The 21,408-nt window shown below is 58.1% G+C and carries 17 protein-coding genes; 12 read left to right on the forward strand and 5 right to left on the reverse strand.

Translation table 11 applies throughout. The features are described 5' to 3' along the window. Positions 1–545: 545 nt before the first annotated feature. The 3 genes from AEAC466_RS31000 to AEAC466_RS31010 all read left to right on the forward strand — a co-directional run bounded on the left by AEAC466_RS31000 (position 546) and on the right by AEAC466_RS31010 (position 5,639). Positions 546–3,314, forward strand: a complete 2,769-nt coding sequence (locus tag AEAC466_RS31000; RefSeq protein WP_023457688.1) for a ribonuclease E/G — start codon at positions 546–548, stop codon at positions 3,312–3,314. Between the two features lie 153 nt (positions 3,315–3,467). After that, positions 3,468–4,838, forward strand: a complete 1,371-nt coding sequence (locus AEAC466_RS31005) for a M48 family metalloprotease (protein ID WP_235074218.1) — start codon at positions 3,468–3,470, stop codon at positions 4,836–4,838. A gap of 18 nt (positions 4,839–4,856) precedes the next feature. Continuing rightward, positions 4,857–5,639, forward strand: coding sequence for a DsbA family protein (locus tag AEAC466_RS31010; protein ID WP_023457691.1), 783 nt, complete (start codon positions 4,857–4,859; stop codon positions 5,637–5,639). Between the two features lie 57 nt (positions 5,640–5,696). On the opposite strand, the gene AEAC466_RS31015 is transcribed toward AEAC466_RS31010, so the two are convergent. Together AEAC466_RS31015 and thiS are read right to left on the reverse strand one after the other, a co-directional pair. Beyond that, positions 5,697–6,485, reverse strand: coding sequence for a thiazole synthase (locus AEAC466_RS31015; protein WP_023457692.1), 789 nt, complete (start codon positions 6,483–6,485; stop codon positions 5,697–5,699). 97 nt (positions 6,486–6,582) lie between these two features. Beyond that, positions 6,583–6,783, reverse strand: coding sequence for a sulfur carrier protein ThiS (gene thiS / locus AEAC466_RS31020; RefSeq protein WP_023457693.1), 201 nt, complete (start codon positions 6,781–6,783; stop codon positions 6,583–6,585). Between the two features lie 104 nt (positions 6,784–6,887). Between thiS and aroQ the strand changes: the two genes are divergently transcribed. The 4 genes from aroQ to aat all read left to right on the forward strand — a co-directional run bounded on the left by aroQ (position 6,888) and on the right by aat (position 10,088). Next, positions 6,888–7,322: a type II 3-dehydroquinate dehydratase gene (gene aroQ / locus AEAC466_RS31025; RefSeq protein WP_031238509.1), complete on the forward strand. Its 435-nt coding sequence runs from the start codon at positions 6,888–6,890 to the stop codon at positions 7,320–7,322. A 40-nt stretch (positions 7,323–7,362) separates the two neighbouring features. Continuing rightward, complete coding sequence (gene accB, locus AEAC466_RS31030; RefSeq protein WP_023457695.1) at positions 7,363–7,848, forward strand: acetyl-CoA carboxylase biotin carboxyl carrier protein; 486 nt, start codon at positions 7,363–7,365, stop codon at positions 7,846–7,848. A 5-nt stretch (positions 7,849–7,853) separates the two neighbouring features. After that, positions 7,854–9,224: an acetyl-CoA carboxylase biotin carboxylase subunit gene (gene accC / locus AEAC466_RS31035; protein ID WP_023457696.1), complete on the forward strand. Its 1,371-nt coding sequence runs from the start codon at positions 7,854–7,856 to the stop codon at positions 9,222–9,224. Between the two features lie 219 nt (positions 9,225–9,443). Next, positions 9,444–10,088 carry a leucyl/phenylalanyl-tRNA--protein transferase gene (gene aat, locus AEAC466_RS31040; protein ID WP_023457698.1) on the forward strand — a complete coding sequence of 215 codons (645 nt, stop codon included), beginning with the start codon at positions 9,444–9,446 and terminating at the stop codon, positions 10,086–10,088. A 13-nt stretch (positions 10,089–10,101) separates the two neighbouring features. Here aat and AEAC466_RS31045 read toward each other — a convergent pair whose 3' ends face one another. Further along, positions 10,102–10,833, reverse strand: coding sequence for a DUF2155 domain-containing protein (locus AEAC466_RS31045; RefSeq protein ID WP_023457699.1), 732 nt, complete (start codon positions 10,831–10,833; stop codon positions 10,102–10,104). A gap of 10 nt (positions 10,834–10,843) precedes the next feature. Beyond that, the gene (locus AEAC466_RS31050; protein ID WP_023457700.1) at positions 10,844–11,242 is read right to left on the reverse strand and encodes an NADH:ubiquinone oxidoreductase subunit NDUFA12; all 399 of its coding nucleotides are present in this window, start codon (positions 11,240–11,242) and stop codon (positions 10,844–10,846) included. Between the two features lie 215 nt (positions 11,243–11,457). Here AEAC466_RS31050 and AEAC466_RS31055 point away from each other — a divergent pair, with 215 nt between their 5' ends. Beyond that, entirely contained in the window at positions 11,458–14,253 is a 2,796-nt protein-coding gene (locus AEAC466_RS31055; RefSeq protein ID WP_023457701.1) for a TSCPD domain-containing protein, read from the forward strand. Positions 14,254–14,303: 50 nt separating this feature from the next. Then, positions 14,304–14,798, forward strand: a complete 495-nt coding sequence (locus AEAC466_RS31060) for a pentapeptide repeat-containing protein (protein WP_023457702.1) — start codon at positions 14,304–14,306, stop codon at positions 14,796–14,798. Positions 14,799–14,877: 79 nt separating this feature from the next. On the opposite strand, the gene aspS is transcribed toward AEAC466_RS31060, so the two are convergent. Then, positions 14,878–16,659 carry an aspartate--tRNA ligase gene (gene aspS, locus AEAC466_RS31065; protein WP_031238510.1) on the reverse strand — a complete coding sequence of 594 codons (1,782 nt, stop codon included), beginning with the start codon at positions 16,657–16,659 and terminating at the stop codon, positions 14,878–14,880. Positions 16,660–16,834: 175 nt separating this feature from the next. Between aspS and AEAC466_RS31070 the strand changes: the two genes are divergently transcribed. The 3 genes from AEAC466_RS31070 to AEAC466_RS31080 all read left to right on the forward strand — a co-directional run bounded on the left by AEAC466_RS31070 (position 16,835) and on the right by AEAC466_RS31080 (position 21,405). After that, positions 16,835–17,506, forward strand: a complete 672-nt coding sequence (locus AEAC466_RS31070) for a DnaA ATPase domain-containing protein (RefSeq protein ID WP_023457704.1) — start codon at positions 16,835–16,837, stop codon at positions 17,504–17,506. Positions 17,507–17,594: 88 nt separating this feature from the next. Continuing rightward, the gene (locus AEAC466_RS31075) at positions 17,595–19,829 is read left to right on the forward strand and encodes an RNA degradosome polyphosphate kinase (protein WP_031238511.1); all 2,235 of its coding nucleotides are present in this window, start codon (positions 17,595–17,597) and stop codon (positions 19,827–19,829) included. A 91-nt stretch (positions 19,830–19,920) separates the two neighbouring features. Continuing rightward, positions 19,921–21,405, forward strand: a complete 1,485-nt coding sequence (locus tag AEAC466_RS31080; protein ID WP_023457706.1) for a Ppx/GppA phosphatase family protein — start codon at positions 19,921–19,923, stop codon at positions 21,403–21,405. Positions 21,406–21,408 lie beyond the last annotated feature (3 nt).

The following is a 21,408-nucleotide window of genomic DNA, read 5'->3' on the forward strand; positions in this document are numbered from 1 at the left end:
GATTAAAGGGTACGGTTACTTTTCCTTTACGCAATTTGGTTTCCATGAAGTTAAAATCCGGCTCGTCCTTCGACATTTGCCCGGTGTATTCACGGTTTCCTAAAGGGCGGATACGGACGTAAAAAGAAAAACGTTGACGTTTTTCGCGTTTTGCGAACATGTGACAGACGGGTATCGCTCTTTAATGAGTCCGGCCAAAGCGCAGACTTTTCGCCGACTGATATGACGAACCCTTGTGATGAAGGCCCCGCGCGCCTATTTCGCTGTCATGCTGATCCGGCGATCTCGTCCAGCCTGATGGTGCCTTTCGCCCGGGACCCGCATTACGCCTTTATAAAATTTGCGCGGCTTACGCGCAAAATCGAGTTTGGAACAATACCATATGGGCTGCGCCTTGAGCCTCAACCGGTTTTCAGCGAAGACAGATGTCACCATCGTCTTCGCCGCCGCGCGCCCCCTTACCCCCTATCAGCGCCACGCTTTTGGAACTGCCCGGCTTTCGTCTCGGCTGATGCCTGCGTTTGAGCGCTCCGGAGATACCTTTAATGTCAAAGACAATGTTAATCGACTCGACGCACACGGAAGAGACCCGTGTCGTCGTGCTCAACGGCCAGGAAAACGGTAAAGCCCGCGTCGAAGAATTTGATTTCGAAAGCCATGCCCGTAAGCAGCTTCGCGGAAATATCTATCTGGCCAAGGTCACGCGCGTAGAGCCCAGCCTACAAGCCGCGTTTGTTGAATATGGCGGCAACCGCCACGGTTTTCTCGCGTTCAACGAAATCCATCCGGACTACTATCAAATCCCGGTCGCCGACCGCGAAAAACTCATGGCGGAACTGGCCGCGCAGGCTCAGGCCAATACAAACGGTAATGGCAACGGCCATGCCGATGAAGACGGCGAAGACGCGGATGATGACGATCATGGTCATGACGATGACCTGCCCGATGAAGAGCGTCGCCTGCGCCAGCACCTGATCCGCCGCTACAAGATTCAGGAAGTCATCAAACGCCGCCAGATTCTGCTGGTCCAGGTCGTCAAGGAAGAGCGTGGCAACAAAGGCGCGGCGCTGACCACCTATATGTCGCTGGCCGGTCGATATTGCGTGCTCATGCCAAACACGGCGCGTGGCGGCGGGATTTCGCGCAAGATTACCAATGCGGCAGACCGCAAGCGGCTCAAGACGCTCGTCACCACGCTTGATGTGCCGCACGGCATGGGCCTGATCGTGCGTACGGCGGGCGCCAAGCGGACGAAGCTTGAGATCAAACGCGACTATGATTATCTGCTGCGCGTATGGGAAACCATCCGCGAAACCACGCTGCGGTCTAACGCCCCTGCCCTGATCTACGAGGAAGAGGATCTGGTCAAACGGGCCATCCGCGACCTGTTCGACAAGGATTTTGCCGGCGTGCTCGTTGAGGGCGAGGAAGGCTACAAGTCTGCGCGTGATTTCATGCGCATGATCATGCCGTCGCAGGCCAAGAAAATACAGCTATACAAGGCCAATATCCCCCTCTTCGCCCGGTATGGCGTCGAAGAGCTGATTTCGAAAATCTATTCTCCGGTCGTGCCGCTTAAATCCGGCGGGTATCTGGTCATCAACCAGACTGAAGCGCTGGTCGCCATCGACGTCAATTCGGGCAAGTCGACCAAAGAGCGTAATATCGAAGCCACTGCGCTCAAAACCAATATGGAAGCGGCCGAGGAGTCGGCCCGCCAGATGCGCCTGCGCGACCTGGCCGGTCTGGTCGTAATCGACTTCATCGACATGGATGAAGCGAAAAATAACCGGTCCGTCGAAAAGAAGCTAAAGGACGCGCTGTCAGAGGATCGCGCCCGTATCCAGATGGGCAAGATTTCCAGCTTCGGTCTGATGGAAATCAGCCGCCAACGCCGCCGCACCGGTTTCCTGGAAGGTACGACGGTCGTCTGCCCGCACTGCGAAGGCCAGGGCCGCATCCGCTCTGTCGATTCCGCCGCCCTGTCGGCGATGCGGGTCATCGATATGGAAGCCATGCAAAACGGCGCCGGCGCCATCACCGTCAAGGTGCCAATGGATATCGCCCTCTATATCCTCAACGAAAAGCAGGAGCATCTGGCCAAGCTGCGCGGCGAGTGGGGCCTTAAGGTCAATATCGAAATCGATACCGATCTCGGCCATACCGAAGTGCAGATTGTGCGTACGGTTCATGCTGACGAAGTTGACTTCGTTCCACCCGTGCGTCCCGAGCCGATCGCTTTCGATATGAGCGATGAAGTGGTCGAAGAAGAGGAAGACGACGACGATGAGGTCGCGATCGAACGTGAAGACACGGACGATGACGAAGCCTCAGAACGTCTCGAAACGCGTGTCGAAGGCCGTGACGACCGTCGTGGCAAGCGTCGGCGTCGGCGTCGGGGTGGTCGTGAGCGGCCTGAAGCTGAAGATCGCGCCGCAGCGCCCGCCGGCGAAGGTGACGAAGACGGCGAAGAGGAAATGGATGGTGAGGTCGGCGAAGATGGCCGTCGGGGCCGCCGCCGCCGGGGACGTAGGGGTGGTCGTCGCGCCGGTTTCGATAGCCGTCCGCGTGAGACCTATAGCTGGGTTCGGGCGCGCACGCCCTCGCTCGAAGCCCCCTACGTCTGGATCGATCCGTTCGAAGAACAGCAAAGGCGGGAACATCCGCGTTCCGAGATGGCCCATCAGCCTCTGATCGCCGCAGAAGCATCGGACGTTTCTGTTGCTCAGGCCGTGGTCTCCGCGCTTGGAGCCGAAAGCACATCGCCTTCGTCCATCGTGCCCGAGGCACTGCGCGGTCAACCCGCACCTAAACGCCAACGTCCCCCACGTCGTCGTGGCAAAGGCGGCGTCGATGCCGCAGATCCCGTTGCGGTAAATGCGTCGGAAGTGGTCATAACTGCGCCTATGCCGACGTCAACCGACGTCGATACGGGGGTAGCTCCAGAACTGACGCCACAAAGCGACCCGGCAATTGCCGTTCTGGCACCCGTAGATGTCACGGCAGAGGTGGCGGAAATGGCCAAGCCTGTACGGAAAACACGATCGCGCAAGAAGGTTGTCGACGAGACCGCCGAGACTAAGTCGGCCGATATTGCGCCGGAGGCGATTGCGAGCGTTCCAGCGCCGGTTGCACCAAAGCCTAAAGCCGCTCGCGGCCGAAAGGCGGCAGCACCTGTGGCAGTGGAGGCGTTGGTCGAAGATGTCATAACCGTCTCGCTGCCTGAGCCGGAACCACAGCCGGTCGTGGCGCCTGATCCAAATGAGATCAGCGCCCCGCCGGAAAAACCCAAGCGGGGTTGGTGGCGCCGCTAAGCACGAAAATGAATGAGGCGGGCATTGACAGTATCAGTGCCCGCCTTAGATTTGTCACGCTTGCCGCCTAGAAATTGCGACAGGTGGAGATCTAGAATGCAGGCTTTCCCGGTCATCCTTGCACGTATACGGCACCTCGTTTCGAGGCGTGCCGTGAGCACCGTTTTGTGCGCTGCGATATCGGCGAGCGTAGCGATGGCTCCGGCGTCAGCCAGCGCCCAATCGCAAAGCGTCATTCGTGATACGGAAATTGAAACCTTTCTGAAAACCGAAACCCGCCCCGTTCTGGCCGCAGCGGGCCTCGATCCTGATCGCGTCCACTACTTGCTGATCGCAAGCGATGAGCTAAACGCCTTCGCGACAACGGGTTTACGCATCGGGATTAATACCGGGACGATAACGGAGGCGGATAACCCCAATGAATTGTTTGGTGTGATCGCGCACGAAACGGGCCACCTAAGCGGCGGTCACATGATGCGGACCGATGAGATCGAACGCGCGGCGCGCGCACCGATGGCGATTTCGCTGGGGCTTGGCATTATCGCCGCGTTGGCCGGAGCCCCCGATGCGGGCGCCAACCTTATGGTCAGTTCCGGCACTTTCGGCACACTTGGTGCTCTGCGTTACATGCAGACCGAAGAATCTGCCGCCGATGTCGCGGGCGTCAAGGCGATGGAAAAGGCTGGCATGTCGGCTAAGGGTCTGGTCGATTTCTTCTACAAATTCCGCAACGTGGAAACCTTCAGCAACGCTGAACGCTATCAGTTCTTTATCACGCACCCGTTGTCCCGCGAGCGCATCCAGGCAACGACCCGGCTTGCTCAGTCGCAGCCCCACTACAACACCCCAGATCGTCCAGAAACCATCGCCCAGTTCAATATTGTCAAGGCGAAACTGGCCGGGTTTTTGGATGACCCAATCAAGACGTTTCAGCTGTATCCCGAAAGCGATACGTCGTTTCCGGCTCGATACGCCCGGGTGATCGCCACCTATAAGCGCGGCCAGTGGGATCAGGCGTTGACCATGCTAGATGCACTCATTAAGGAGCAGCCGGACAACCCCTATCTCTGGGAGTTGAAAGGCCAAATCTATTTTGAGACCGGTCGGGCGCCCCTTGCCAAGCCCGCGCATGAAAAATCCGTCGCCCTCATGCCTAAGGCGCCATTGCTGCAACTTAATCTCGGCCAAACCCTGATCGCCATTGGTGACAAGGAGAGCCTCAATGCCGCCGTTGCGCATTTGCAGGAATCAATCAAGTACGAGGACGACGATAGCTTCGCGTGGGAGCAGTTGGCTCAGGCCTATGACGGGCTGGGTCAGGCAGGCTTGGCCAGGTTGTCCACCGCCGAAGCGCAATTCTACAACGGTGACTACATGGCGGCCCGTACATCGGCTGTCTGGTCGCAAAAATATTTCGACACGAGCTCCCCTGAATACCGCCGCGCCCGCGACATCGTCATGGCGACCTCTTCGGAAATGGGGATTTCCCCCGTTGAAGCGGAAACCAAACGCCGCCGACGCTAACTTTCTTAAGGCTTATAAGTGACCGACACCCCCAAAAGCGATACGCCGTCATCCCCTCAGCGCCCCATCTGGAAAGATATCTTTTCGCAAGCCAATCTGACGACGGGACTGGCCGTTTTCGCCGTGGTGCTGGCGGGTGCCCCTTATGTCGTGCCCAAGGTACAGAGCTATATCGTTGAAAAGGGTATGCTCAACCGCCCGGCTATGCTGATGACCGCCAGCCAAGCCTATGCCGCGCAGAAACAAGCCGCCGACGCCAAGGCGATGGCTGTCAGCATCAAGAGTCGTCACGACTCGTTGTTCGAGGACAAGACCGATCCGATTTTGGGCAATCCCAATGCGCCCATCAAGATTGTTGAATTCCTTGACTACTATTGCGGCTATTGCCGCGCCGTTACGCCGGAATTGAAGGCCTTCCTGGCGCAAAACCCCGACGTGGCGATCATCGTCAAGGAATATCCGGTCATTGGTCAGAACTCGCGGCCGTTGGCAGCGCGCGCCCTCGCCGCCGCCAAGCTGGGCCACTACGAAGCTGTCCACTATGCATTCATGACCGACACCATCAAGACGGAAGCCGACCTTGACGCCGCGCTGATCAAATCCGGTGTCGATCCCAAGGAGATCCTCGCCCTGGCCGGGTCAGACGAGATACAGAATCATATCACGCGCGTTTTGTCCTTGGGCAGCGATATCGGTGTAACCGGTACGCCCACCTTCGTGATCGGTGATCAGGCCATCGACGGTGCCAAGATAGACGACGTAAAAAAGGCGGTTGCCGACGCTCGCGCCGCCAGAAAATAGCCCGCAGAAAATAGCCAGGAAGACGCCTGCTGGCACGAGGCCGGGCAACCCGTCTTTCTAGATCAAACCGGCCAATGGCGACGACGGGTCCGCGTAGAGCTTGCGCGGCATCCGTCCGGCCAGATAGGCCTCGCGTCCCGCAATGACAGCATGTTTCATTGCGCGCGCCATGCGAATGGGGTCCTTGGCCTCGGCGATGGCCGTGTTCATCAGAACGGCATCGCAGCCCAGTTCCATGGCCTCGGCGGCCTCCGACGCTGTGCCGACCCCAGCATCGACCAAAACCGGCACCTTGGCATTTTCGATGATAATGCGCAGCGTTACGGGGTTTTGGATGCCGAGGCCGGAGCCGATCGGCGCGGCCAAGGGCATGATGGCGGCGGCACCGGCCTCTTCGAGCTTGCGGGCATAGACCGGATCGTCGCTGCAATAGACCATGACGTCAAAGCCGTCCTTGACCAGCAGTTTCAGAGACCGCAACGTCTCTTCCATATCGGGATAAAGCGTCTTGGGGTCGGATAAAACTTCCAACTTTACCAGGTTCCAGCCGCCGGCCTCGCGCGCCAGGCGCAGCGTGCGTACGGCATCTTCGCCGGTAAAACACCCCGCCGTATTGGGTAGATAGGTGAATTCGTCCTGTTTGACGTAGTCCATCAACATCGGCCGGTTCGGATCGGTCAGGTTGACGCGGCGCACGGCCACCGTCACGATTTCCGCCCCCGACGCCCGGGCAGCCGCCGCATTCTGGGCGTAGTCCTTGTACTTGCCGGTACCGACGATCAGGCGCGAACTGAAGGTACGACCAGCAACGGTCCAGGTTTCATTCAAAAGGGATTGATCGTCCATGGCACAAAGCACTTTCCGAAACGTGTGACGCACTTTTTTTAAATTATAAAGCGCGCAAAATGAAGAATACAGGGCGGTTTTCCGAATGGGAACCTGGTTAGCCGCCGCCAACGAAGTGGACGATTTCCAGCCGGTCGCCATTGGCGATCTGCGTCGCCAGATAGGTCGAGCGCGGCACGATTTCGAGATTCTTTTCTACCGCGATTTTGCGACCGTCGAGCCCGATTTCCTCGATCAGCGCGGTCAGATTGGAGGCCGCAACCTCCTTTTCCTCGCCATTCAACAGTATTTTGACCATTTTTACGCCGTTTTTGCCTTGTGGGCATGTTGCGATGCACGTGCGGGCTTGTGGCCCTGTTCACGACACGTTACAAGTGCCGCTTCGATTTCGAAGCAGGTTTCATGAAACCCATATATGTCCTCAATGGCCCAAACCTCAACCTTCTTGGGGTGCGTGAGCCGGAAATTTATGGGTATGACACCCTTGCCGACATCGAATCGCGTTGCAAGGGGTTGCTGGACGGCACGGGGCATGGCCTCGTCTTCCGTCAAAGCAATCATGAAGGCGCGCTCGTTGACTGGATTCAGGAGGCGCGTACCGAAGCTGCCGCTCTGATCATCAATCCGGCGGCCTACACCCACACCAGCGTGGCACTCTATGACGCCCTGAAGGCGCTTAGCATTCCCATCATAGAATGCCACCTGTCAAATCCGCACGCCCGCGAACCTTTCCGCCATCACTCATATGTGTCGCTGGCGGCCAAGGGGGTTATTGCAGGATTTGGTTCCATTGGTTATGAACTGGCCATTCGCGCCGTTTTGGCCCTCGTAAAATAGTAGAGTCTTTGTTTTAAAAGACTTTGTGCAAGGTTTAATCATGACGACAGCTAAACCCACCGTAGATCCCATCGATCCGAAACTCGTGCGCAAGCTCGCCGATATCCTCAAGGAAACCGAGCTGACCGAGATCGAGGTCGAACAAGGCGATCTGAAAATTCGTGTGGCGCGTCAACTGACCGCAGCGGCCAATGTCACCTATGCGCCCGCACCTTATGCGGCGCCGGCTCCTGCTGCGGCGCCTGCTGCGGCCGCACCGGTCGAAGCCGCACCCGCTCCGGCGGCCGTTGCCGTGGATGCGATCAAGTCGCCGATGGTCGGTACAGTGTATCTAGCCGCCCAACCGGGCGCCGCGCCGTTCATCAAGATCGGTGACCGCGTCAAGCAAGGCCAAACCCTGCTGATCGTCGAAGCGATGAAGACCATGAACCCAATCCCCAGCCCGCGTGAAGGGGTGGTGGCGCAGATTCTGGTTACTGATTCCCAGCCGGTTGAATTTGGCGAACCGCTCGTCGTCTTCGAGTAAGACACATGGTCAAGACATTCGATAAAATTCTGATCGCCAATCGCGGCGAGATCGCACTTCGCGTCATTCGCGCCGCCAAGGAAATGGGCATTGCCACTGTGGCCGTCCATTCCGAAGCCGACCGCAACGCGATGCATGTCCATCTGGCCGATGAGAGCGTCTGCATCGGGCCGCCGGCAGCCGGCAAGTCGTACCTCAACATCCCGTCGATCATTGCCGCCGCCGAAATTACCGGCGCCCAGGCCATTCACCCGGGATATGGCTTCCTGTCGGAAAACGCCCGTTTCGCCGAAATCGTCGGCGCGCACGGCATGACCTTTATCGGTCCAAAACCCGAGCACATCCGCATGATGGGTGACAAGATCACCGCCAAGCAGGCAGCCAGGGACTCCGGTATTCCGGTCGTGCCCGGCTCCGATGGCGGCGTCGCCACGGTGGAAGACGCGGTCCAGGCCGCCGAAAAGATCGGTTTTCCGCTCATCATCAAGGCCGCGGCGGGCGGCGGTGGACGTGGCATGAAGGTCGCGCGCGATCGTGAAGCCCTGACCGAAGCTGTGATGTCGGCCCAAAGCGAAGCGGCAGCCGCATTTGGCGACGGCACGGTCTATATGGAGCGTTACCTCCAGAAGCCCCGTCACATCGAAATTCAAGTTATCGCCGATAGCCATGGCAATGTCGTTCACCTCGGCGAACGCGACTGCTCGCTCCAGCGCCGTCACCAGAAGGTGCTGGAAGAAGCGCCCTCGCCCGCCATCGATAAGGTCGCGCGCGAAAAGATCGGAAAGATTGTCGTCGATGCGATCAAGAAGATTGGTTATCTCGGCGTCGGTACGATCGAATTCCTTTACGAAGACGGCGAGTTCTTCTTTATCGAAATGAACACGCGTCTTCAGGTCGAACACCCGGTAACCGAATATGTCACCGGCATCGACTTGGTCCGCGAACAGATCCGTATCGCCGAGGGCTATCCGCTCAGCTTCACCCAGGCGGATATCGACCTGCAAGGGCACGCCATCGAGGTCCGGATCAACGCCGAAAATGCCCGCACATTCGTGCCGTCACCCGGCACGGTCACCGATTTCCACGCCCCGGGCGGCCTAGGTGTTCGCATGGATTCGGCCGTTTATAACGGTTACACCATTCCGCCCTATTACGACTCGATGATCGGAAAGCTGATCGTCCATGGTCGTGACCGTCCGGAAGCCCTGGCCCGCCTGAAGCGGGCCTTAGGGGAAACCGTAGTAACGGGCATTGATACCACCATCCCGCTCTTCCTCGACCTTCTACAGGAAAAGGATATCCAGACCGGAGATTACAACATCCACTGGCTGGAAAACTGGATCAAGGCGCAGGAAGTCGCTCAGGCCCAGGCCTGATTGTCATGCCGCCAAAAAGCCTTGTCCCCATTGGCCAAGGCTTTTTTATTGCCATCGCCATTCATTTGTCGCTGTGGTCGGGAGATATCCATGACAACCGCATTGCTCGTCATCGATATGCAGAAGGCCATATTGGACGGAAGGGCACTCCGGAACGCCGTCGTGCCATTTGACCGCCTGCTACGACGTGACATTTGACTAGTTTATGAGTAGCGGATCTTGGCCGAATTTACCCTCGATGATCTGATCAATTGTTACCGCACCGGCGTCTTTCCCATGTCGGATGCGCGCGACGACGAGTACTTATTCCTCGTCGACCCGCCGCTGCGGGGTATCCTGCCGCTGGATGGGTTCCATGTGCCGTCCCGCCTGGCTCGCACGGTCCGCAAAGATATCTACCACGTTCGCATCGATACCGCTTTTACGCAGGTGATTGAGCTGTGTGCAGAAGAAGCCTTGAACCGGACCTCGACCTGGATATCTCATTCCATTCAGGCCCTGTATCAGGCCCTGTTCGCGCGAGGCCTGGCCCACAGCGTTGAGGTATGGGAAGAAGACAAATTGGTCGGTGGCCTCTACGGCGTTGCCATAGGGGGCGCCTTCTTCGGCGAAAGCATGGTCTCGCGCGCCCGTGATGCCTCCAAGATCGCCCTGGTTCATTTGGTGGCGCGGTTGAAAGCCGGAGGGTACACCCTGCTTGATTGCCAGTTTCAGACTGAGCACCTGCATCAGTTCGGTGTGGTCGAGTTGCCAAAGGCTGAGTATCTCGTCCGATTGTCTGAAGCGATCGATTTGAAATCGGATTTTTATGACCTGCCGCGCACCGCTTCAGGAGCCGACGTCATGTCTATCTTAGCGTCATAGTTGGCTTAGCGTCTTAGCTGGCGGTACCGCTTAAGGGCTTGCGGCAACCGATAACCCAGGCATCATAGACTGGATGCTGAATGGGATTTAGGCTGGGCGTCGATGAAAAGGTCCAGCCACGGAAAACTTCTTTTGACTTCGTCGCCGGTGCATTACTTGTCGCGGAGACGGGGTTAGTCCTTACGCGCACGTAGGCCATAACATCGCTGACCGCTTCGTCTTCGGCAGTCGTCTCGCAGGCCTTTACAGTATAGATGAGGCCCTTGTACCGGATAGGTTTACCCAGTGGGGCTTCGAAGCGCACACTTTCGGCCGTTACCTTGTCGAGCGCCTCAATAATGGCTACGGCGTAGCGCGGCCGTTTTTGCGGCACATAGACGCTTTGGCTGGATGAGGATGACGATGCTGCATTTTTAGGGGCAGCATCGCTGCTGGCGATCTGATTGGGCGCGGCCTGGGGGACGAAGGGATGCAACTCGCCCGGCTTCGCGACCGTCTCCGGCGTGGCGGGTGAAGCGGCAGCCTTGACCGTGTCGGCCGCAGGCTTGGCTTTCTTTTTCTCAGGCACATAGGGTTTGTACTGCACGCCGTCGACATAGTAGGGCTGCGGATCGTAATCCGCGCTGTCGACATAATGGGGTGCATCGCTGTGGTCGGGAGGCGGCACCTGCGCGGACGCCGGAATGACAACGCATGCCACCACAGCCGCCAGTAAAGCCCAGCCGGATACGGAAATGCGTTTCATCCAATAACTCCTACGGCTTCCAGGCTTCGTAGTCACCGGTCGTCTTTTGACGTTCGGCTTCGGCGTTCAGAGACCCGGCGGGGAATTTCGCGTACGGCGTGCCGCTCATATTCGGCAGGTGGGGCTGCTCCCAGGCCTTGCGAGGCAGAGGTTCCTGCGACGGCGGCGTGTCGTAGACATAGTGCATCCAGCCGTGCCAATCGGGCGGAATTTTCGACGCGTCGGCATACCCTTTATAGAGTACCCAACGGCGTTTGCGGCCGGTATCATAAGCGTTCTTGGCCGTCCGGTCTTCGAAATAGCGATTGCCGAACTCGTCGGTGCCGACCTGGCGCCCGCGCTTGCCGATCGTGAAAATCGTGCCGATTGTGCCGCTACCGGTCCACCAGGTGAAAATGTTTGCCAGCAAGGTCTTGGTCCTCAAATTACTGCGGCGACTATAGTCAGCCGCGCCGCTCAGGTAAAGGCGAGCCGGAAAATATTGTCGGCCTTAGCGCATTAACACCTTGTCAACATATTGTGGATGAATGGCCGTGATGACACCAGATTTATTGATGCTTGATAAAATTAACGCTACATCTGGGTCACGTCCGCAAGAATTATGGATCAGCCCGAGGATTCAAGATGGCCTATCTGTCCCCCGCCCTGCGCAAACTCGGCGTGGATCACGACCTCGAACCGCGTGATATCGAACGTGCCGATGGCTTCGACACCGTTCTGTGTCCGCGTGATCTGACATCGGTTCAGGTTGAAGCTTGGCTGGACTGGGCTGATTCGCTGGCGCGTGACTTGCCTGCCGATGCAGCGCCCTATGCCTGCGATCCTCAGACAGAGGCGTTCAATGGCGCCGCTTGCGCTTACGCGCATCGCCTGGCGCAATGGGGCTTGCGCCTCGGATATTTTGCCGATCCGGCAGCGGCCAACGACTTTGCTGACGCGCTGGAATTTACGCTTTTGTCCGGTATCGCTGCGCCGGCCCTCGCCCGCGCTTCCGGACATCGCATCCACCCGACGGCCGGCGATCAACAACCAGCGCCGACCGATCGCTCTCCTTTATATCTCGACGATCATGCGGGCCGGGCGGCCATAAACCAGATACTCGTAGACGCGCGTGCCCGTACATTGGCAACCGCAACCCAAACCCGTCTGGCGCAGGCGCTGGACGATATAACCCGTGCCATCGGTCGTTCGGAAGGCGACAATCGCGCCAGCATCCGGCATAATCCCGCATTGGCGCGCGCCGCCGCTAAGGCTCGTCGCTTCGGTGCACCGGATACATTGATCGCCCGCCAAATCCAGTTGAGTCAGGGGGCGACCCCGGCCGATTGGTCTGTAGCACCCGCGCCGGAAAGCCGCGCGACGCGTATACGGGCTGTGCTCGGCGAACGTGACTTGCTCAGTGCCGGCGATCCGTCAGGCGTTCTTGCGGCCGAAACGGCCCTGGAAACCGGCACGCTCCATGTTGTATTCGACCCGCAGGACGCCGAAGCGATCGAGGCGCATAATCTGGCCGCCAAGGCTGCTATCAATATTGACCGGTTCTTTGGTGATGATGGCCTGTTCGCCAGCGAAGCCTTTATAGATGTGGTCTCCTTATGGACCGTCGCACTCGACATTGAATCGGCAACCGGTTTTTCCGCCAATCTGGAAGACAGCCTCCACAAGGCCGCCGGTCGGCCGTTGGCACTGACCTTGGCGGGAGTCGGCGAAGCGGTGATGGGCAAGGGCTTGAGCCTAGGCGATGGCGCCGGAATAGAATTGGCCACGCACCTGTTCGCCCTGTTTCAGGCGGCAGCGGTCAGCGCCAGCGCCGACTTGGCCGTGGCTTTGGGCGCCTATGCCACCTTCCCCGCCGACAAGGCCGAGCAGACCGACCGCCTGAGCCAGCTGATCTATCAGGCCACGGCCCTTAAGGGGCACGCGGAGATAAAGGGGCGGACTCTCGACCTGATCCAATCGGGCCTTAAGCGCGCTAAGAAGACCGGCTTGCGTAATCGTCAAGTCACGGCTCTGTATGACGATGCCGAACTGGCCTTGCGCCTGGGGGTCTCGCTCGGGGACTCGGGGACGGGCGGCCTTCTTACGGTCATGGAAACCGAAGATGGCGCCTTTGTTCCAACGGTTAAGCATTGTGTGGTCAAGGGCTTGCAGGCGATATCTCATGCCTGGGGCGATGTCCGTCCGCTCGTCCTGGGGACACGAAGCCTGGTCGATGCGCCCGGCATTAATGTCGCCACCTTGAAATCCAAGGGCTTGAGCGAATTTGAAATCAATCGGCTTGAGGCGGCGATCATGACTGCTTCCAACCTGGCCGAGGTATTTTCAATCCGCCACATAGATGAAGCCTTTATACAGGATATATGGGGACTGACCGAAGCTGAACTGGCCGATCCGGCCCTGGACCTGCTCACGACCATGGGCTTTTCTGCCGACGAACGTATGTCGGCCGAAGCGCACATTTTCGGCCACGCGGATCCGGAGGCGCTGAAACTGGCTGGGGATGCCGTCCATCATCTTCTGGCCCCGCTCAGCCGCAAGGCTCAGATGGCGTTGCGGGTGGAGATCGAGGATCTTCTGGACGCCCCCGCCCTGTCCCCCTTCCCCGTGGCCTGGGATCAAGGCGTATTGGAGGTCATGAAGATATATTCTCTGGCCGCCAGCCAGGGGTTGCGCGCTGTGGCGGTCATTCGCGAAGATGCGCCGTTGGATTTCACGCTGGATATTCCCGATGTCGATGAGGCGCCCCGGCGCTCCGATCCGGCACCTCTGCCGCAGAAGGAAAGCACCACACGCGTCGTGGAAAAGATCGTGGAACGGGAGCGGTCGCGTACCCGCCTGCCCGATCGCCGCAAGGGCTATATCCAGAAGGCAGGCGTCGGCGGTCATAAGGTCTACATCCACACCGGCGAATATGAGGATGGCACGCTCGGTGAGATATTCATCGATATGCACAAGGAGGGCGCCGCCTTCCGCTCATTGATGAACAATTTCGCCATCGCCATTTCTATCGGCCTGCAATATGGCGTCCCGCTGGACGAATTTGTCGATGCCTTCGTCTTTACACGGTTCGAACCCGCCGGACCCGTTACCGGCAATGATCGCGTGAAGTCGGCGACATCAATTCTCGACTACATCTTCCGAGAGCTTGCCATCTCCTATCTTGATCGGGACGACCTCTCTAATGCCGATCCCGAAGAATTCAATGCTGACGGCCTGGGCCAAAGCTATTTTCACGGGGACGCGGCGACGGATATGGAAGACGCGCCCAGTAACGCCATGCCGGCTTCGCAGCTTATTTCAAAGGGCTTCGCCCGTGGAACGGCGACCGACAATCTGGTCGTGGTGCCGTTTGCTCGCCCCAAGAAAGCGGATGCCGTCGGGTCTCGGGTCGAGTCTGACGACCGGGACGAGCGTCAGTGATGGCCTCATCCTTGCTCGCTATCGATCAAAATCAGCGAAGGTGTCTTCATATGAAACGTATTGCCCTGGCCCTGCTGGCCGCCTCTTTCCTCGCCGCTCCCGCAATGGCGCAGAATGCCGCGCAGGTCGATCGGGCGCAAAACGGCGCCAGCTGCCCGAAATGCAACCTGTTTCAGGCGGATTTCAATAATCGCACTTTGAAAAACAAGAATTTCGCCGGTGCGCGATTGCGCCAGGCGGATATGGGTCTGGGTATCTTCAACGGCACCAGCTTTGCCGGCGCCGACCTGCGGGATATCAATGGCTCAGCCGCCCTCTTCGGCCGCGTCAATTTCGCCGGCGCCAACCTGACCAATGCCAATTTTGTCGGCGCCTATCTTGAACACGCCAATTTTTCCGGCGCCATCCTGTCGGGTGTGAACTTTTCCGGCGCGGAACTGGGTAGCGCCACCGGCCTGACCCAACGTCAGATGGACCAGACGTGCGGTGACCGCTCGACTGTGCTCCCGCGTGGGCTGCGCATCCCCGTCTGCGTCGTGCACTGATTTTGTCGGTAGATCGAAAAAAGAAAGCCCCGTCGGGAACCGGCGGGGCTTTCAACGTTTTTATATTCGTGTGGCCGGGTCAGTTGACCTTTATCGGCATTTGCGTGCGGATGTGCAGTTCCTTCAACTGCTTGTCCTGTACGTCGGACGGGGCGGCCATCATCACGTCCTGTCCCTGTTGGTTCAACGGGAAGGCAATGACTTCGCGAATCGCCGTCTGACCGGCCAACAGCATCACGATGCGGTCGATGCCAGGGGCCAGACCGCCGTGCGGCGGGGCGCCGTACTTGAAGGCATTGAGCATACCGCCGAATTGCGACTCCACGAACGCTTCATCATAGCCGGCGATTTCAAACGCCTTCAGCATGATGTCCTGCTTGTGGTTACGAATCGCGCCGGAACACAGTTCGTAGCCGTTGCAGACGATGTCGTATTGATAGGCCAGGATATCGAGCGGGTCCTTGGTCTGCAACGCCTCCATCTCGCCCTGCGGCATGGAGAACGGGTTGTGCGAGAAGTCGACCTTCTTTTCGTCTTCGTTATACTCGAACATCGGGAAATCGACGATCCAGCAGAACTTGAACTGGTCTTCGTCCACCAGATTCAGATCGGTGCCGACCTTGGTGCGCGCCAATCCCGCGAATTTATAGAAGACCTTCGGATCGCCCGCCACGAAGAAGGCAGCGTCACCCTGGCCCAGACCCAGCTTGCCCATGACAGCGGCGGTGCCTTCCTGTCCCAAGTTCTTGGCGATCGGTCCGCCCCATCCGCCTTGGTCCTCGCTCCAGAAGATATAGCCCAGGCCGGGTTGGCCCTCTCCCTGTGCCCAGGAATTCATGCGGTCGCAGAAGGCGCGCGAGCCACCCTTGGGCGCCGGGATGCCCCAGACCGCGTTCGACGACGTTTCCAGGATGCGGGCGAACAGGCCAAAGCCACCGCCACGGAATTCATCCGACACGTCCTGCATTTCGATCGGGTTACGCAGGTCCGGCTTGTCCGAACCGTATTTGGCAATCGATTCCTTGTAGGGAATGCGCACGAACGGATAGGACGAAACGCGCTTGCCTTCGCCGAATTCGGTAAACAGTCCATGCATCAGAGGCTCAATAGCCGCGAACACGTCTTCTTGCGTGACGAAGCTCATCTCGACGTCGAGCTGGTAAAATTCCAGGCTACGGTCAGCGCGCAGGTCTTCGTCGCGGAAACAAGGCGCGATCTGGAAGTAACGGTCGAAACCGGACACCATCAGCAATTGCTTGAACTGCTGTGGCGCTTGCGGCAGGGCGTAGAACTTGCCGGCATGCAGGCGCGACGGCACCAGGAAGTCACGCGCGCCTTCCGGCGAAGACGCCGTCAGGATCGGCGTTTGATATTCCAGGAAACCCTGATCGACCATGCGCTGGCGAATGGAATGGATCACCTTCGACCGCAGGACAATGTTCTTGTGCAGCGTATCGCGGCGCAGGTCCAGGAAGCGGTTCTTCAGGCGGATTTCTTCGGGGTATTCCGGCTCACCGAATACCGGCAGTGGCAGTTCTGCTGCCTCTGCAAGAACCTCGACGTCGCTGACATAGACTTCGACTTCGCCCGTCGGCAGGTTGGGATTGATCGTCGTGCCATCGCGCGAAACGACCTTGCCATCGACACGGATAACGCTTTCGGCGCGCAAGCGCTCGACCTTGGCAAAACCGGGCGATGACGGATCGAAAACCAGCTGGGTCAAACCGTAATGGTCGCGCAGGTCGATGAACAGCAGGCCGCCGTGGTCGCGCTTACGGTGAATCCAGCCCGAAAGGCGGGTTTGCGAACCGGCGTCGGAAGCGCGCAAGGCGCCACAGGTATGGGAGCGATAAATGTGCATTTTGTAGCCAAAGGATATGGAATTTCGTTGCGCCCCAAGGCACATGATGCGGATTAGTTGTCAAGCCTTTTGCCGTTTGGCGGATCGGGCGCGCCTTTGAATTTACTCACAATCTGACCCTCTTATCCACCATGCGGTCATTGTCTTCGGCGGCCGGGCCTTCTACATTGGGTCCATGTCCACGCAATTGCCGCTAGACCTCGAAGCCGCTGACCGCTTCAGCCGCGACAACTTCATCGCCACCACGGAACTGGCGGCGCTGATGGGCGTACTGTTGCATCCCGATCAATGGTTGAGTCCGCATTTAATTTTGCTCGGCCCTGAAGGCAGCGGCAAGACGCATCTGGGCCATATCTTCGCAGACACATCCGGGGGCCGGTTTCTGACCGCTGACGACACGCGTAGGCTTGACCCCGGTGCGCTGGAAGCCGTGACCTACGTCGTGGACGATGCGGAAGATGCGTCCGAAGAAGCCCTTTTTCATCTATGTAATCACGTCCAGAAAACAGCAAAACAGCTTGTTCTCCTTACGCAAAATCAACCCATTGCCTGGGATGTCCATCTGCCCGATCTGGCATCGCGACTGAACGCCATGCGCATCATGACCTTGCCTGAGCCGGACGAAGATTTACTCATAGCTATCCTCAACAAGCTGTTCGCGCAACGCGCCATTTCTCCGTCGCCGGATTTCATCGACTATATTGCGCGGCGCATGGACCGGTCGGTAGCGGCAGCACAAAAAATTGTCACAGAACTTGAGCATTATGCCAACGGACGTCCGTTCAACCGGGCATTGGCAAAATCCTTTTTCGAGCAAAATTCCGATTTGTTCGACGCCGACATGTAATGGCGGACCAAAACGGGTAACCTTAATATAGTTCTTAAGAAATCGGCGCTAAATTCGCGCCAAACAGATTGATTTGATTGGCGAAGTGATGATTGATTCGAATATTGGCCTACAGACCGTGCCCAGCCCGCCATCTACGGACGACGCCCCCGCGGGCAGTCCGGCAAAGTTCGATTTCAGTCCCGATGTCCCCCTTGATCCGTCGCTCTATATCAACCGTGAACTGAGCTGGCTGGCCTTTAATCAGCGCGTCATCGAAGAATCAAAGAACCCTCGCCACCCATTGCTGGAACGTCTTCGCTTTCTATCCATCTCGGCGAACAACCTCGACGAATTCTACATGGTGCGCGTGGCCGGCTTGCAAGGCCAGGTGCGCGAAGGGGTCCGTGTCTTGTCCGGCGACGGCCACACACCGGCCGAACAGCTCGAAATGGTCAACACCGCCGCCAGCCAGTTAATGAGCAAGCAACAAGCGATATGGTCGCATATTCGCAACCAACTGCACGATCACGGGCTGATCCTGCTGGCACCTAAGGATGTCAATAAGACCGACATGGCTTGGTTGGAGAAGCTTTACGACAATCAACTGTTCCCAGTTCTGACGCCTCTGGCTATCGATCCGGCACACCCCTTCCCCTTCATACCCAATCTGGGCTTCTCCATTGTCCTGAAGCTGCTGCGACGCAAGGACAACAAGACAATGTACGCGCTCGTACCGATCCCCACAGGCGTCAAGCGGTTCTGGGAGATTGAATCCACTGCGCGCAAGCCCGGCGATACGCGACGCAAGTTCATTAGCCTGGAAAACTTCGTCTCTCTTTTCCTGCACCAGTTGTTCCCAGGCTTCGATATCGTCTCGCGCGGCCTGTTTCGGATTTTGCGCGATTCAGATATCGAAATGGAGGAAGAAGCCGAAGACTTGGTGCGCGAATTCGAAGCGCTCATCAAACAACGTCGCCTGGGCTCGGTGGTCCGTGTCGAAATTGATTCGACCATGCCGGACGACCTGCGCGCCTTTATCATTGGCCACCTGCATGCCAAATCCGAAGACGTTGTGAATATTACCGGCATTCTGGGTATGGCTGAGGTGTCCCAACTGATTCCGCGCGACCGCAATGACCTGAAGTTCAAGCCATTTGAGCCCCGTTTTCCAGAACGTATTCGCGATAATGGCGGCGATGTTTTTGGTGCCATTCGAGAAAAGGACATCCTTGTCCACCACCCGTTCGAAAGCTTCGATGCTGTGGTTCAGTTCCTGCGCCAGGCGGCGCGTGATCCGGACGTCATCGCGATCAAGCAAACCCTGTACCGAACGTCCAAGGATTCGCCGATCGTCGCGGCTTTGATTGAAGCGGCCGAACAGGGCAAGAACGTTACCGCCCTGGTTGAGATCAAGGCACGTTTCGACGAAGAAGCCAACCTGCGCTGGGCGCGGGCAATGGAACGGGCTGGCGTCCACGTTGTTTATGGTTTCGTGGAGTATAAGACCCACGCCAAGCTGTCGGTCGTTGTCCGGCGTGAAGGTGAGTCGTTGCGGACCTATTGTCATTTCGGCACCGGCAACTACCATCCGATCACGGCCAAGATATACACCGACCTCTCGCTCTTCACGGCCAATCCGGAACTGGGTCGTGACGCCATGCGCGTCTTCAACTTCATCACCGGCTACGCACGCCCTGAGATGATGGAAAAGCTGTACTTCTCACCCGTTACCTTGAAGCCCGGCCTTATTCATCTGATCGATCAGGAAATTATCAACGCCAAAGCGGGTAAGCCGGCTCAGATATGGGCCAAGCTGAATGCGCTGGTAGATCCGGCGATCATCAAGAAACTCTATCAGGCCAGCCAGGCCGGCGTGCAGATCGACCTGATTATCCGTGGCATCTGTTGCCTGCGGCCGGGAGTCCCTGGGGTGTCGGAAAACATTCGGGTCAAATCCATTGTCGGACGTTTCCTGGAACATTCCCGAATCGTTTGTTTCGCCAACGGCCATGCCTTGCCATCCGATCAGGCGCGCGTGTTCATTTCCTCGGCCGACTGGATGAGCCGTAACCTCGATCGTCGCGTCGAAGTCATGATTCCGGTTGAAAACCCCACCGTTCACCGCCAGGTCCTGGACCAGATCATGGTCGCCAACCTCAATGACGAAGCTCAGACGTGGTCGCTGCAATCAAACGGCACCTACCATCGCCTCGATGTCAGCCACCTAGATAAGCCGTTCTCAGCCCACGACTATTTCATGACTAACCCGTCCCTCTCAGGACGCGGGCGCGGCGTCAAGGACCTGCCTCAGGCCTTCGACCACGTCGGCGCCCGTAAGTAGGTGTAGCGCAAGTCATTGTGATTAATAATATAGGACTGGTCAAAGGGAGCCAAACGCGTTAGCGGAAGGCTGTCTTTTGTATCGGGAACGGATGAGTTTGAATTATAATACCGCTGTCATCGATATCGGCTCGAATTCTGTTCGTCTGGTTATTTACCGCGTCGAAGGTCGGTCTATATGGCCCGTTTTCAACGAAAAGGTCTTGGCGGGGCTCGGGAGAGATTTGAAAAGCATCGGCGCCCTGCACAAGGGCGGGATGAGGGAAAGTCTTATCGCGCTGCGCCGGTTCAAGGCCATCCTAGAATCCTACGATCTTAACGGCGTTCATGTCGTCGCAACCGCCGCCATCCGTGAAGCGAGCGATGGTCCGGAATTTGTCGCTGAAGTGCAGCGCCAGACGGGCTTCCAGATCCGCGTACTGACCGGCGCCGAAGAGGCCTACTATTCCGCCCAGGGCGTTCGCTGCGGCCATGCCGATGCGCGCGGCGTCGTCGGTGATCTCGGCGGTTCAAGCCTTGAGCTGATCCTTCTCGATGGCGAGGCTCTGGGCCAGGGCATTACCCTTCCGCTTGGCCCGTTTGCGCTGGGCGCGCCGAAGCCTATAGAGACTGACAAGACTTACGATCTTATCAAAAGCCGTCTGGTGCCGCTCGAAGGCCGCTTCCATAATGCGCAGTTTCACGCCGTGGGCGGCGCCTGGCGTAATTTGGCGCTTATCTGGATGCAGAAGCAGAATTATCCGCTTCACGTCATTCAGCAATTTGAATTGCCGGCCCGCGAAGCTCTGTCCATATCGCGTTTGATCGCCAGCCAGTCTCCGTCCTCCCTGGAAAAAATCCCCGGTGTGTCGAAGCGTCGGCTGGAAAACATTTCCTATGCCGCCCTCGTGTTGCAGGGGCTGATCGAAATTCTCAAATTTGATACCCTGTGCTTCTCGGCATATGGTCTGCGGGAGGGCCTGTTGTTCGACGAATTCAGCCCCGCGCGTCAGCAGGAAGACCCGCTGATTGCCGGCTGCGCCGCGCTCGGGCATCGTCTGGGAATAAACGACGATCTGGGGCCAAACCTGGCGAACTGGGCCAATGAGTTTTACGACAGCGTCGATACGTTTTTGATCGAACGGCCATCGCAAAAACTGATCCGCGCCGCCGCCCAGTTGTCGGATATTGGTGCGCGCCTCCACCCCGATCATCGCGCAGATCTCGCCTGCGATCAGGTCCTGCGCGCGCCGATCGCGGGGCAAAACCATGAGGAGCGTGTGTTCCTGGCTTGCGCGACCTATACCCGCTACAGCGGCGATCCCTATACGAAAGAACCCATACTGGTCAGTCGCATCCTCGGTGAAGACATGTTACAGCGGGCCACGAAGCTGGGGCTGTTACTTCGCCTGGGTTGCGACTTATCGGCAAAGTCTGCGAAACTACTCAGTCATGCGCATATTCGCCAACAGGACCTGCAACTGGTGCTGAGCGCGAAGTCGGGTTGGGAAGATTTGTTGCTCGGCGAACAGACGCGGCGACGGGCCCGCGCCCTGGCTCAGGCGCTGAAACTCAACCTGAATATTATTACCTATTAGAGC

Origin of the sequence: Asticcacaulis sp. AC466, from assembly GCF_000495815.1 — a bacterium.
Lineage (GTDB): Bacteria > Pseudomonadota > Alphaproteobacteria > Caulobacterales > Caulobacteraceae > Asticcacaulis.